We start from the raw sequence: 13,124 nt of genomic DNA, 5'->3' as shown, positions 1-13,124 counted from the left end.
GGCTCCGGGTGCCCGACTGCCTACCCGGGTGCGCTGCCCGCGGCACCGGGGCGGGGCGTCCGGGTCGGGGGTCCGGGCTGCCGCGCGGCGGGATTTCGGCCATCCAAGCATGGTCATGCACACGCAAGTTGCCAGATCGGGGCGTGTCGCCACGCCTTGCACAACACCCGCCCCGAACACGCGCCCCCTTCGTCGAATCGACGCCGGATCGCCACCCGCACGCCCCCTTGTGCGCTGCTCCGCGCCTCCCCCCGGCGGCCCGCACGCCGGCCCGGGAACGCCGACGGGCCCTCCCCCGGTGTCGGGGAAGGGCCCGTCGGCGGCGGCGCGGATCAGAGCAGGCCGAGCGCCGGCATCAGGTAGTAGAAGGCGAACACCGCGGACACCGCGTACATCGCCACCGGCACCTCGCGGCCCCGGCCGGCGGCCAGGCGCAGCACGCAGAAGGCGATGAAGCCCATGCCGAGGCCGTTGGTGATGGAGTAGGTGAACGGCATCAGGACGATGGTCAGGAAGGCCGGGATCGCGATGGTGTGGTCGGCCCAGTCGATCTCCTTGATCGAGTTGGCCAGGATCAGGAAGCCGACGGCGACCAGCGCCGGGGTGGCCGCCTGCGCGGGGACCATGGTGGCGACCGGGGTGAGGAAGAGCGCCAGCAGGAACAGCGCGCCGGTGACGATCGAGGCGAAGCCCGTCCGCGCACCCTCGCCGACGCCCGCGGTGGACTCGACGTAGCAGGTGTTGGCGGAGCAGGAGGTGGCGCCGCCGGCGGCGGTGGCGATGCCGTCCACCATGAGGATCCTGTTGATGCCCGGCAGGTCGCCCTTCCCGTCCAGCAGGTGCGCCTCGTCGGCGACGCCGAGGATGGTGCCCATCGCGTCGAAGAAGCAGGACATCAGGACGGTGAAGACGAACAGCGCACCGGTGAGCGCGCCGGCGTGGTGGAAGCCGCCGAACAGGTCGACCTCGCCGACCAGGCCGAAGTCGGGGGCGGCGACCGGGCTGCCGGGCCAGGTCGGCACGGTGAGGCCCCAGCCCTGGCCGAGACCGGCGACCTGCTCGACCACCAGGGCGACCGCGGTGGCGGCGACGATGCCGATCAGGATCGCGCCCGGCACCTTGCGGACCAGCAGCACGAGGGTGAGCACCAGGCCGAGCACGAAGACCAGCACCGGCCAGCCGGTCAGGTGGCCGCTGCCGCCGAGCTGCAGCGGGACGGTGGTGTGCGCGGCGTCCGGGATGCGGCTGACGAAGCCGGCGTCGACCAGGCCGATCAGGGCGATGAACAGGCCGATGCCGATCGCGATGGCCTTGCGCAGGCCGAGCGGCACCGCGTTCATCACCCGCTCGCGCAGGCCGGTGGCGACCAGGACGAGGATGGCGAGGCCCGCGAGGACGACCATGCCCATCGCCTCGGCCCAGGTCATCCGCGGGGCGAGCTGGAGGGCGACGATGCTGTTGACGCCGAGGCCGGCCGCGAGGGCGATCGGCACGTTGCCGACGACGCCCATCAGCAGGGTGGTGAGGCCCGCGGTGAGGGCGGTCGCGGTGACCAGCTGCCCGCTGTCCAGGTGCGCGCCGGTCATGTCCGTGGCGTTGGCCAGGATGATCGGGTTCAGCACCAGGATGTAGGCCATGGTGAAGAAGGTGGCGATGCCGCCGCGGATCTCCCGGGGCAGCGTGGAGCCGCGCTCGGTGATCCGGAAGAAGCGGTCGAGCGGGCCGGCCGGGGGCCTGGGGGAGGCGGAGGGCGCGGAGGTCGCATCGAGCACGGGCGTCGACTGGGCCTGCGGAGACATGCGGGGTCCTCGTCGGGTGGGGGCACGGGAGGAGGGACCGGGGGCAGCGCTGACCTGGTCCGCCGGCGGCCTGGGGACGTCGGAATGACGCGCGTAGCAGCAACCGGAAGCACAAGTATGAGTTTCCGCTCGTGCACACGCCATCTTCGCGCGTAGAGCAATGCCCCTTACGGCCGTTCGCGACGGAATCGGCGGTACGGGGCCGCCGCCCCGCTGCCGCCGCCCGGCCGCCCCGTACCCTAGGGGCCATGCCGAAGACCCCGCTGCGCCCCTCGCCCCCGCCCCTGGAGGCCAACGACGTCGCCATCGTCGGCGGCGGCACGGTGCTGTGGTTCGTCGCCTTCCTCGCCCTGCTGCCTTTCAAGAGCGCCCTCGAGGCCCACGGCCACGGCACCTGGCCGTGGATCTGCCTCTCCGGCGGCCTGCTGGGACTGATCGGCCTCTGGTACTGCCGGACCCGCCGGGACGCCATCCGCCGCGCCCGCGCCGCCGAGGCCGAGACCGCCGAGGGCCCCGCCACTCGTCTGGACTGACCGCTCCCCCGGCAGGGCGGCACCCGACCGGGTGCCCACCTAGAGTCGGTGCCATGACGCATCCCGCGGAGGGCACGGCCGAGGCAGGACACCCGGGACCGCCAGGGCGTCGGGGCGGGCTCACGGCGGCCGAGGTCGCCGAGCGGGTCGCCCGCGGCCAGGTCAACGACGTCCCCGTCCGCTCCAGCCGCTCCGTCCGCGAGATCGTCCGGGCCAACGTCTTCACCCGCTTCAACGCGATCATCGGCGTGATGTTCGCCATCATCCTGGTCGTCGGCCCGATCCAGGACGGCCTGTTCGGCCTGGTCATCGTGGCCAACACCGCGATCGGCATCGTCCAGGAGCTGCGCGCCAAGCGGACCCTCGACAGCCTCGCGCTGATCGGCGAGGCCCGCCCGCAGGTCCGCCGGGACGGCACCGCGCAGCCCGTGGCCACCTCCGGGATCGTGCTCGACGACACCGTGCTGCTCGGCATCGGCGACAAGGTGGTGGTGGACGGCGCGATCACCGAGGCCGACGGCCTGGAGATCGACGAGTCGCTGCTCACCGGCGAGCCCGACGCCGTCCTCAAACGCCCCGGCGACCAGGTGATGTCCGGCAGCTTCGTGGTCGCCGGCTCCGGCGCGTTCACCGCCACCAAGGTCGGCCGGGAGGCGTACGCGGCCCAGCTCGCCGAGGAGGCCAGCCGCTTCACCCTCGTCCGCTCCGAGCTGCGCAGCGGCATCAACGAGATCCTCAAGTTCATCACCTGGCTGCTGGTGCCCACCGCGATCGGGCTGATCGTCAGCCAGCTCGCCGTGGAGCGGCACGACTGGCAGGAGGCCGTCCGCCGGATGGTGGCCGGCATCGTGCCGATGGTGCCGGAGGGGCTGGTGCTGCTGACTTCGGTGGCCTTCGCGATCGGCGTGGTGCGGCTCGGCCGCAAGAAGTGCCTGGTGCAGGAGCTGCCCGCGATCGAGGGTCTGGCCCGGGTCGACACGGTGTGCCTGGACAAGACCGGCACCCTCACCGAGGGCGGCATGGACCTGCTGGAGCTGCGGCCGCTCGCCGACGGCAGCCCCGGGCCCGGCGCCGGACCGCTCGGCGAGGTGCTCGGTGCGCTCGGCGGCGCCGACGCCCGGCCGAACCCCTCGATGAAGGCCGTGATCGACGCCTACGGGCCGCCGCCGGACGGCCGCTGGCGGGTGGTCGAGGCGGTGCCGTTCTCCTCCGCCCGCAAGTGGAGCGCGGCCCGGCTCGCCGAACCGCAGGGCGGCGAGGCCAGCTGGCTGCTCGGCGCCCCCGACGTGCTGCTGCCCGCCGGACACCCGGCGCTGGCCGAGGCGGACGGGCTCGGCGCACGCGGCCTGCGGGTCCTGCTGCTCGGCCGCTCCCCGCTGCCGCTGGACGCCCCGGACCCGGCGGCCCGGCTGGAGCCGTGCGCCCTGGTGGTGCTGCAGCAGCGGCTGCGCGCCGACGCCGCCGACACCCTGCGCTACTTCGAGCAGCAGCGGGTCCGGGCCAAGGTGATCTCCGGGGACGCCGCGGTGGCCGTCGGCGCGGTCGCCGCCCACCTCGGGCTGCCCGGCGCCGACGACCCGGTGGACGCCCGGACGCTGCCCCACGACGACGAGGCGGCCTTCGCCGACACCGCCGACCGGACGTCCGTCTTCGGCCGGGTCACCCCCGCGCAGAAGCGCGACCTGGTCGGCGCCCTCCAGTCGCGCGGGCACACCGTGGCGATGACCGGGGACGGCGTCAACGACGTGCTCGCCCTCAAGGACGCCGACATCGGCGTCGCCATGGGCACCGGCAGCGACGCCACCCGGGCGGTCGCCCAGATCGTCCTGCTCGACAACTCCTTCGCCACCCTGCCGTCGGTGGTCGCCGAGGGGCGGCGGGTGATCGGCAACATCGAACGGGTCGCCAACCTCTTCCTGGTGAAGACCGTCTACTCGGTGCTGCTCGCCCTGCTGGTGGTCTTCACCCATGTGCCGTACCCGTTCCTGCCGCGGCACTCCACCGTGCTGTCCACCCTGACCATCGGCGTGCCGGCGTTCTTCCTCGCGCTGGCGCCGAACAACGAGCGGGCCCGCACCGGCTTCGTGCGGCGGGTGCTGCGGTTCGCCGTGCCGGGCGGGGTGATCGCCGGCACGGCCACCTTCACCGCGTACATGCTGGCGCGCGCCAACAACGGCACCGACCTGGAGGCCGACACCAGCGTGGCGACGCTGACGCTCTTCCTGGTCGCGATGTGGGTGCTGGCGATCGTCGCCCGTCCGTACTCGTGGTGGCGGCTGCTGCTCATCGGGGCGATGGGCGGGGCCTTCGCCCTGGTGCTGGTGGTGCCCTGGCTGTCCGACTTCTTCCAGCTGCAGCTGGCGGGCGTCCGCGACCCGTGGATCGGCGTGATCATCGCCGGGATCGCCGGCGTACTGCTGGAGATCAGCTGGCGGGTGATCGTGCTGCGCTCCGAACCGGCCGGGGACGGCGGCTGACCGCCGCCCCGGCCGGGCCCGGTCAGGACTCGTAGTCGCGGGCGTTCAGCAGCTCGTAGGCGCGGTCCGGCTCGGCCAGGGCGGCGAGGATCTCGAAGCGGCGGTGCCACTGGCCGACCGACCAGGCGAGACCGGCGGCCAGGCCCTCCGGGGTGGCCGCGTGCAGCAGGCCCGGCACCGGCGGCACCTCGAACTCGTCGTCCTCGTCGCCGGACTCGGCCTCCTCCGGGGCGTACGGCACCTCGGGGGTGTCGGCGGCGGTGTCCCAGCGCCAGTCGACGTTCGCCTCCTCGCCGTCCGGGCCGACCACCAGCAGCTCCTCGTGCTCCTCGTACGCGGCCGGGCAGCCCGGCAGCAGTTCGCGGACCACCGCCGGAACGCGGTGCAGCACGCCCTCGGACAGCACCCGGCCGCCGGCCACCTCGCTGGCCAGCGACACGTGCAGCCGCTCGGCGAGCGCCACGGCCAGCTCGGGGGCGACCGGCAGCACCGCGTGGTCGTGCAGCAGCTCCACCAGGTCGGGGGCGTCCGCGACGACCGCCTGCGAGGCGTCCACGACCACCGTGGTGTCGGGGCGGCGGCCGGTCTCCGGGTCGAGCGGGGCCAGCGCCCGGACGACGTCCAGCGGCTCGACACGCTCGGCGGGCAGCGCGGCCAGCTGGGTGTGGATGCCGTGCAGCTGGCGGTGGGTGACCTCGGAGGCGTCGTCGACCAGGCGGTCCAGCAGTTCCTCCGGGCCGTGCGGCTCGGCCAGCAGCGCGGCCAGCGTGGTCCGCACCCCGAGGGCGTGCAGGAACTGCTCGTCCAGGGTGGTGCGGGCCTCGTCGTACAGGCCGCGCAGCAGCGGGTCCGCACCCGCCGCGCGGAGGCCGGCGGGCTCGCGGCCGTCCAGCACCGGGTGGTCGCGCAGCCACCAGGCGGTGTACGGCGGCAGGTCGACGTACCGGCCGTCCGGCAGCAGGGTCCGCACCGGGTTGACCACGGCGTCCCGGTACGGCGGGCGGGCCAGCACCGCCAGCGCCTCCGGCCAGGCCGAGTCGTCGACGAGGTCCAAGTCCCGCACGGCGAGCAGTTCGGCGGCGACCGGCGGCACGCCGAGCTCGCCGCTGTCGTCGGCGTGCAGGGACTCCAGGGCGTCCTCGCACCACTCGGCGAGGCCGTCCGGCGCCTCGTCGATCAGGCCGGTCGGGGAGCCGCCGGCCGCCCGGTCGGCGGGAGCGGTCGGGTCCAGCCGCTCCAGGTCGTCCGGGTCGAGGACCACGTCCTCGGCGCGGACCAGCACGAACGCGGCCAGCGCACCGGCCGCGGCCAGCACCTCGGGGCCCCAGCGCTCCAGCAGGTCCTCGTCCACGAAGGCGGCGTCGCCCTCGCGGGCCAGGTCGGCGAGCGGGGTGTCCGGGATGATCAGCTCGCCGGCCCGGGTCAGCTCGCCCTCGTCGTCCGGCAGCGCCAGCCGGGCCAGCCACGGGTGGTCGCCCGGAGTCGCCTCCGCGGCCCTGACCAGTGCCAGCACGGCGTCCGCGAGGTCCACGGCGGCGTCGAAGTCGTCCTCGCCGACCTCCAGCGAGCGGGCGACGGCGGCCCGGACCTCCGGGGTGTCCAGCACCCCGGCCGGGGTCGCGGTCACCGCGCCGAGCTTGGCGAGCAGCGGGTGCGCCGCCTCCGGGTGGGCCAGGCGCAGGTCCAGCAGGCCGAGCGCCTCCGCCAGGGTGTCCGGGTACCCCTCGTAGCCCGCCCAGTCCGCCGGGTCCGAGGGCAGCAGCACCCGGCGCGGGCCGGTGACGGTACGGCCGTCGGCCAGCGGCACCGGCAGCGCCCCCAGCGCCTCCGGGTCGGCCCCGGCCAGCGCCGCGTACAGGTTGCGCCACCAGGCGGGCTCGCGCTCCAGGCCGCCGAGCTGGTCGACCACCTCGGCCAGCGGCACCCGCCGCACCTCCAGGGCGCGCAGCTCCGGGCGGCGCTCCAGGCCGGCCGGCAGCAGGCCGGGGAAGATCGGTGCCAGTGCGGCCACCACCGAGGTGTCGGCGCCCTCCAGCAGCGTCGCGTCGCGCGGCCGCAGCGCCGGGGTGCCGTTCTCGACCGGGCCGGGGTGCGGCAGGAACGGCGTACCGGGCAGCCGGGCCAGGATCGCGGCGCGCAGCGCGTTGTCCAGCGCGCCGTGGCCGAGCCGGCCCGGTACCAGGGACAGCGAGCCGAGGTCCGCGCCGCGGGCCCGCAGCAGGTCGGCGTAGGCGTCGGCGGCGCGCTCGGTGAGGAAGTCGGTGAGCGGGCCGGGCGCGACGTGCCGGCGGGTGGAGTCCAGCGGGTAGCCGGCGATCAGCAGCGCGGGCACGCCCAGCGGCTCGTCGCTCGGTGTCGGCGCGTGCACCACCGGGGTGGTCCGCATCTGCTGCGGCACGCCCGTGTCGGAGACCGGGACGGCCCAGGTCACCGACCAGTACGGGCGGGCGCGCTCCTCGGTGGTGCGGTCGGCGAGCAGCTCCGCCGCGACGGTGCCCTCGGCGCCGACGGTCTGCCAGACGGTGGCGCGGTCGCCGTCGGTGATGGTGACGGTGGTGATGCCGTCCGGGCGCGGGGCGTCCGCGGACCGGGTCAGCGTGCGGGCGCCGTCCGGCGTCTCCACCACGACCTCGGCCAGGCCGGGCAGGGTGAGCAGCAGCGCGTCGTCGATCTCCGCGAGCAGACGGCGGGTCAGGTCCTCGGCCGCGGCGTCGCGCAGCGGCAGCACCACGACCGTGTCGTAGCCGTCCGGGGCCGCGCCCTCCGCCGGGAAGGGCAGCCGCAGCAGCGGGACGTGGCCCTCGCGGCGGCGCAGCTCCTCGGCCAGCTGCGAACGGGCCTCGGTCAGCGCGTACGCCTCCGACAGGGACCAGCGGACCGAGCCGTGCGAGGACAGCACGGCCGGCTCGTCGGTGACGGCGAGGACGGCCGAGAAGCCGACGCCGAAGCGGCCGACGGCGGGGGCGTCCTCGGGGCGCTTGGCGGAGGCGCGGAGGGTGGAGAGCGACTCCACCGCGGTGGCGTCCAGCGGGGCGCCGGTGTTGGCGGCGGCGAGCACGCCGTCGCGGAGGATCAGCCGCAGGCGGCCGGGGGCGGTGCCGGCGCGGGCGGCGGCGTCGGCCGCGTTCTGGGCGAGCTCGACGATCAGGCGGTCGCGGTAGCCGCCGAGGGCGAGTTCCTCCTCGGCGTTGGCGTCCTCGCGGAAGCGTGCGGGGGCGGCGGTCCATGCCTCCAGGACGCGGTGGCGCAGGCCCGCCGTGTCGAAGACGTCCGCCGCCCGTCCGTCCGTACCGCCGATGATCCGAGGCTCCACTGGCCCTGCCGCCTTCCGCCGTCTGCACCCTGCGTACGGTCCGCATTCTCTCCTGTCGGGAGGACAGCTCCGGCCCGGGGGCGCTGACGGCGCACCCGGGGGCGCGGGGTGCCGAAGGGTCGCCCCCGGGCGCTCGCCGAGTGCGTCAGGCGTGGCCGAGTTCCTCTGCGGGGGCGTCGGGTTCGACGGAGCCGCCGGTGCGGTCGGGGTGGAGGGCGAGGGGCTCGACGACGGTCTCGTCGAGGATCAGCTCGGAGGGGGTGGGCGGGGCGGGCAGCACGGCCGCCTCGGAGTGGCCGCCGCAGCCGTAGCCGAAGGCCACGACCTGGCCGTCGGCGGGACCGAACTCGTTGCCGCACACGCCGAACGCCTGCCCGAGCGAGCCGCCGATCGGGATCAGGAAGCCGCAGGTGTCGCAGTTGGCCGGGGCGGCCTGCGCCATCGGCGTCTGCGGGCCGAAGGAGGTCTCCCAGCGCTCGGCGGCGAGGTGGAGGCCGAGCCGGGAGAGCACCCGGGGCCGGGCGAGGCCGAGCTCCTCGGCGACCGCGCCGATCCGGGCGCGGGCCGGGGCGGGCTGGATGTGCGGGTCGGTGAGGACGACGTCCTCCTCCGCGGCCTCGCTGATGGCGGAGTTGGGGGCGGGCTCGTCCTCGCCGCTCCAGCCGGGCTCCAGCCGCAGGTCGTCGGCGCCGGTGGGGAGGAGGTCGCCGGGGCCCATGTCGCCGGGACGCAGCCGCTCGCTCCACGGCACCCACTGCGGGGCCAGGACGGCGTCGTCGCCGGGGAGCAGCACGACCTCGTCGAGGGTGACGTTCTTGGCACGCGGGGCGCGGGCGACGGTGACCGCCCACTGCCAGCCGCGGTAGGCGGCGTCGAGGCACTCGAAGGTGTGGGTGACGACGCGGTCGGCCTCGGCGCGCGCGCCGAGGTGGGCGCCGACGGTCTCCGGTCCGACCATCTCGACGGCGGCCTGGCGGGCGAGTTCGACGGCTTCGGCACAGAGCCGGTCGGGGGTACGGCTTCGCATCGCAGCGCTCACGGCGTCGATTTCTCCCAGTCCTGTTGTCCGGCTGTCGTCCCGCGCACGGCCTGGGCCGTCCGGGTGGTTCCCGCAGGCCGCCGAAGCCGTACGAGGGGCACTTCCATTCTGCGCGACCCGGGTCAGTCCCCGGTACCGGCCGCGCCGCCCCGCCCGGTCCGTCCCGCCCCGTGCGCGCGTAGTGCAGGCTACCCGCCGGTCGGTGCCTCGGCACAGTCCGGGCTGCGCACGGCCGGTCGCGGAACCTCCGCCGGGTCACAGTCGTACGGCGGGTCATTCTCGGGCAGGATGGCGTATGTGGAGGACGAGACCCCCTCGCAGCACGGCGTGGACGCTCCGCAGCCGGAGGGTCCCTCGGGGGTGAGGGCTGTGCCTCCACAGGATGCCGGCACCCCCTCCGACGTGCCGGGCGGCACGGTTCCACCGAAGGCGGGCAAGCCGAAGAACCGGCTGTTGCGGGGGGCGTCCGCGGCGGGTGTGCGGACGGGGCGGGTGGTGCACGGCACCGGCCGCAGGATCCGGCGGGCGACCTCGGCGGAGGGCGCCGGGGAGTCGGGCCTGGCGAAGCTGATCGAGCTGCACGCGCTGAACTCCTTCGGCGACATGCTGATCACCATCGCGCTGGCCTCCACCATCTTCTTCTCGGTGCCGACCGGCGAGGCCCGCGGCCGGGTGGCGCTCTACCTGCTGATCACCATGGCGCCGTTCGCGCTGCTCGCCCCGGTGATCGGCCCGCTGCTGGACAAGCTGCCGCACGGCCGCCGTTCGGCGATGGCGATGTCGATGCTGGCGCGGGCGATCCTGGCCTGGACGATGGCCGGTTCGATCACCGGAGGGGGGATCGCGCTCTATCCCGAAGCGCTGTGCGTGCTGGTGGCCTCCAAGTCGTACGGGGTGGTGCGCAGCGTGGTGGTGCCGCGGCTGCTGCCACCGCAGTTGTCGCTGGTGAAGGCGAATTCGCGGGTGACGCTGGCCGGGCTGCTGGCGACGATGGTGGCGGCCGGGGTGGGCGGGCTGCTGCACCTGGCGGGGCCGGGGTGGCCGCTGCGCGGGGCGTTCCTGGTCTTCGTGATCGGCACGCTGATGGCTTTTCACCTGCCGCACAAGGTGGACTCGGCCAAGGGCGAGCAGCGGGCGGTGATGCACGCCGAGGGGCACGGGCCGCGGTCGTCGAAGGCGATCCTGCGGACGGTCGGCCCGTCGGTGATCCTGGCGTTGCGCGGGGTGTCCTCGCTGCGCGGGCTGGTGGGCTTCCTGGTGATGTTCCTGGCGTTCCTGATCCGCAACGAACCGCCGAGCGGGGTGCCGGAGACGTTGGCGCTGGGTGTCGTGGCGGCGTCGGCCGGGGTGGGGAACGCGCTGGGGTCGGTGTTCGGCTCGTGGCTGAAGACCCGCGGTTCGGAGGCGACGGTGGCGGCGATGCTGTTGCTGGCCGCGCTGGCGGCGGGGGCGGCGGCGCTCTGGTACAGCCTGCTGACGATGGCGATCGTGGCGGCCGCGGCGGGCATGGCGGCCTCGCTGGGGAAGCTGGCGCTGGACGCGCTGATCCAGCGGGACGTGCCGGAGTCGGTGCGGACGTCCGCCTTCGCACGGTCGGAGACGATCCTTCAGCTGTGCTGGGTGGCGGGCGGCGTGATCGGCATCTCGCTGCCGCTGAACGCGACGCTGGGCCTGGCGCTGGCGGCCGCGGTGATGACGCTGATGCTGCTGTGGACGCTGCGGTCGCTCTTCAAGGTCGGGGGGATGCGCAGACCGGCCGCTCGGCCGCGGGTGGCATAGCTCCGGCGACTCGGCCACCCCCGCGTCGCGTGATCGCGAAAGCCCGGTAGCCTCTTGCCCATGAGCCTCAGCACCCGTGCAATCGCCGCCATCGGCGCCGTGGTCGTGATCGGCGCCGGCACGGTCGGCGGTTCCATCGCGTACGCCAACAGCCAGGGCGAGCCCCCGGAGAACGTCGTCACCCTGACGGTCGGCCGCACGTCGATCACCTCGGAGCCGTTCTGCTACAACGACGGCAAGGCGCTGCAGCAGGACGTCCTGGCCAAGTGCCAGGTGGACGCGAAGAAGGCCCGCGAGGCCAACAAGCTGCCCTCCTCCGACGTGCTCGCCAGCGACCGGATCGGCGTGGGCGTGCCCCCGTCCGTGGCCGATCGCGGCTGGTTCGCCTTCACCGACGGCGGCACGCAGGGTCAGGCCCCGCTCGCCCAGGACACCCGCGGCTCCACGTGGTCCGGCTCGGTGCTCGCCTCCACGGTGCTGAACGCCTCCGGCACCACCACGGTGACCGTCGTCGAGGCCGACCAGAAGTCCCAGGAGATCCTCGGCATCTGGTACTTCGAACTCAAGACCCCCCAGGACTGACCGCAGCGTCGATGAGCCTTCCGTACGGCGACGAGCAGCCAGGCACCACGGCCGGGCTGCTCGTCGTCGTCGCCGTTCGGGCCGAGGCCGAGGCGGTGCTGCGCGGACTCGGCAGCGGCCCGCGGCCGCTTCCGCTGCCCGGCGGCGGCCTGTGGCGCGGCGGCGAGCCCGGCGGGGTGCCGGTGGACGTGCTCGCGGGCGGGGTCGGCCCGGCCGCGGCTGCCGCGGCGACCGCGGCGGCGCTCTCCGCCGGGCGGTACCGCCTGGTCGTCTCTGCGGGCATCGCGGGCGGTTTCGCCCCGCACGCACCGGTCGGCGGCACGGTGGTCGCCTCGGAGATCGTGGCGGCCGACCTGGGCGCCGACACCCCCGAGGGCTTCCTGGACGTCTCCGAGCTCGGGTTCGGCGGTGTGCGGCACCGGCCCGCCCCCGGCGCCGTCGCCCTGGCGGCGAAGGTCCTGGACGCCGTGCCGGGCCCGGTGCTGACCGTCACCACCGTGACCGGCAGCGCCGAGCGGGCCGCCGCCCTGGCGGCCCGTCATCCGGGTGCGGCCGCGGAGGCCATGGAGGGCTTCGGGGTGGCCGAGGCGGCTGCCCGGTTCGGGGTGCCCGCCCTCGAGATCAGGACCGTGTCCAACCCCGTCGGCCCGCGCGACCGCGCGGCCTGGCGGATCGGCGAGGCGCTCGCGGCCCTGGAGCGGGCCTTCGCGGCCCTGCCGTACCCGGAACTGCTCCAGGAGGCCGCCGATGGCTGAGCCGCTGCGGGTCGCGTACTCGCCGTGCCCGAACGACACCTTCGTCTTCCACGCCTGGGCGCACGGCCTGGTGCCCGGCGCGGACGCGCCCGAGGTGCTGTTCGCGGACATCGACGTCACCAACGGCATGGCCGAGCGCGGCGAACTGGACCTGCTGAAGATCAGCTACGGCCAGCTTCCCTGGGTGCTGGACGAGTACGCGCTGCTGCCCTGCGGCGGGGCGCTGGGCCGCGGCTGCGGCCCGCTGGTGCTGACCCGCGAGGCCGGCGCCGACCTCGCCGGCCGCAGGGTGGCGGTGCCGAGCGAGCGCTCCACGGCCTACCTGCTCTTCCGGCTGTGGGCGGCCGAGGCGGTCCCCGGCGGCTTCGGGGAGATCGTGGTCATGCCGTTCCACGAGATCATGCCCGCCGTCCGGGACGGCAGGGTGGACGCCGGGCTGGTCATCCACGAGGCCCGGTTCACCTACCGGCAGTACGGGCTGCACAGCCTCGCCGACATGGGCGAGGCCTGGGAGCGCAGGACCGGCCTGCCGATCCCTCTCGGTGCGATCGTCGCCCGCCGTTCACTGGGCGCCGACCGGCTCCGGGAGCTGGCCGACACCGTCCGCGCCTCGGTGCGGGCCGCCTGGGACGAGCCGGAGAACTCCCGGGCGTACGTGCTGGAGCACGCGCAGGAGATGGACCCGGCCGTCGCCGACCAGCACATCGGGCTGTACGTCAACGCCTTCACCGCGGACCTCGGCGAGGAGGGCTACGCGGCGGTCGCCGAACTGCTCACCCGGGCCGCCGCGGAGGGGCTGGTGCCCTCGGTCGACCCGGGTGCGCTGCACTTCTGACGCCCTCGGCGG

9 protein-coding genes are annotated in these 13,124 nt (G+C 75.0%); 6 read left to right on the top strand and 3 right to left on the bottom strand.

The annotated features are described in order from the left end of the window. Nucleotides 1-332 precede the first annotated feature (332 nt). The gene (locus AB0M03_RS05525) at nt 333-1,799 is read right to left on the bottom strand and encodes an NCS2 family permease (RefSeq protein WP_363488707.1); all 1,467 of its coding nucleotides are present in this window, start codon (nt 1,797-1,799) and stop codon (nt 333-335) included. A gap of 248 nt (nt 1,800-2,047) precedes the next feature. Between AB0M03_RS05525 and AB0M03_RS05520 the strand changes: the two genes are divergently transcribed. Both AB0M03_RS05520 and AB0M03_RS05515 read left to right on the top strand, forming a co-directional pair. Then, on the top strand, nt 2,048-2,332 hold the full coding sequence (locus tag AB0M03_RS05520) for a DUF2530 domain-containing protein (RefSeq protein WP_363488705.1): 285 nt from the start codon (nt 2,048-2,050) through the stop codon (nt 2,330-2,332). A gap of 53 nt (nt 2,333-2,385) precedes the next feature. Further along, complete coding sequence (locus AB0M03_RS05515; RefSeq protein WP_363488703.1) at nt 2,386-4,809, top strand: HAD-IC family P-type ATPase; 2,424 nt, start codon at nt 2,386-2,388, stop codon at nt 4,807-4,809. A 22-nt stretch (nt 4,810-4,831) separates the two neighbouring features. Here AB0M03_RS05515 and AB0M03_RS05510 read toward each other — a convergent pair whose 3' ends face one another. Further along, entirely contained in the window at nt 4,832-8,122 is a 3,291-nt protein-coding gene (locus AB0M03_RS05510; protein ID WP_363488701.1) for a molecular chaperone Hsp90, read from the bottom strand. Between the two features lie 145 nt (nt 8,123-8,267). After that, nucleotides 8,268-9,149, bottom strand: coding sequence for a DUF3027 domain-containing protein (locus AB0M03_RS05505; protein WP_363488699.1), 882 nt, complete (start codon nt 9,147-9,149; stop codon nt 8,268-8,270). 489 nt (nt 9,150-9,638) lie between these two features. Here AB0M03_RS05505 and AB0M03_RS05500 point away from each other — a divergent pair, with 489 nt between their 5' ends. From AB0M03_RS05500 to AB0M03_RS05485, 4 genes are read left to right on the top strand one after another with little or no spacing between them, the layout of a single operon-like run. Then, complete coding sequence (locus AB0M03_RS05500) at nt 9,639-10,940, top strand: MFS transporter (protein ID WP_363488861.1); 1,302 nt, start codon at nt 9,639-9,641, stop codon at nt 10,938-10,940. A 60-nt stretch (nt 10,941-11,000) separates the two neighbouring features. After that, nucleotides 11,001-11,522: a hypothetical protein gene (locus tag AB0M03_RS05495; protein WP_363488697.1), complete on the top strand. Its 522-nt coding sequence runs from the start codon at nt 11,001-11,003 to the stop codon at nt 11,520-11,522. 11 nt (nt 11,523-11,533) lie between these two features. Further along, nucleotides 11,534-12,277 carry a futalosine hydrolase gene (locus AB0M03_RS05490; protein ID WP_363488695.1) on the top strand — a complete coding sequence of 248 codons (744 nt, stop codon included), beginning with the start codon at nt 11,534-11,536 and terminating at the stop codon, nt 12,275-12,277. Then, nucleotides 12,270-13,112, top strand: a complete 843-nt coding sequence (locus AB0M03_RS05485; RefSeq protein WP_363488693.1) for a 1,4-dihydroxy-6-naphthoate synthase — start codon at nt 12,270-12,272, stop codon at nt 13,110-13,112. Before AB0M03_RS05490 ends, AB0M03_RS05485 begins: the two co-directional genes overlap by 8 nt. The last annotated feature ends 12 nt before the right edge of the window (nt 13,113-13,124 follow it).

Source organism: Kitasatospora sp. NPDC051914, from assembly GCF_040680995.1.
In the GTDB taxonomy this organism is placed as follows: Bacteria; Actinomycetota; Actinomycetes; order Streptomycetales; family Streptomycetaceae; genus Kitasatospora.
This window is presented reverse-complemented; position numbering and strand designations above follow the sequence as displayed.

Excerpts from the sequence above, each read along its gene's own strand:
- AB0M03_RS05505 (WP_363488699.1), bottom strand. The coding sequence starts at position 9,149 with ATGCGAAGCCGTACCCCCGACCGGCTCTGTGCCGAAGCCGTCGAACTC.
- AB0M03_RS05490 (WP_363488695.1), top strand. The coding sequence starts at position 11,534 with ATGAGCCTTCCGTACGGCGACGAGCAGCCAGGCACCACGGCCGGGCTG.
- AB0M03_RS05485 (WP_363488693.1), top strand. The coding sequence starts at position 12,270 with ATGGCTGAGCCGCTGCGGGTCGCGTACTCGCCGTGCCCGAACGACACC.
- AB0M03_RS05525 (WP_363488707.1), bottom strand. The coding sequence starts at position 1,799 with ATGTCTCCGCAGGCCCAGTCGACGCCCGTGCTCGATGCGACCTCCGCG.
- AB0M03_RS05520 (WP_363488705.1), top strand. The coding sequence starts at position 2,048 with ATGCCGAAGACCCCGCTGCGCCCCTCGCCCCCGCCCCTGGAGGCCAAC.
- AB0M03_RS05515 (WP_363488703.1), top strand. The coding sequence starts at position 2,386 with ATGACGCATCCCGCGGAGGGCACGGCCGAGGCAGGACACCCGGGACCG.
- AB0M03_RS05495 (WP_363488697.1), top strand. The coding sequence starts at position 11,001 with ATGAGCCTCAGCACCCGTGCAATCGCCGCCATCGGCGCCGTGGTCGTG.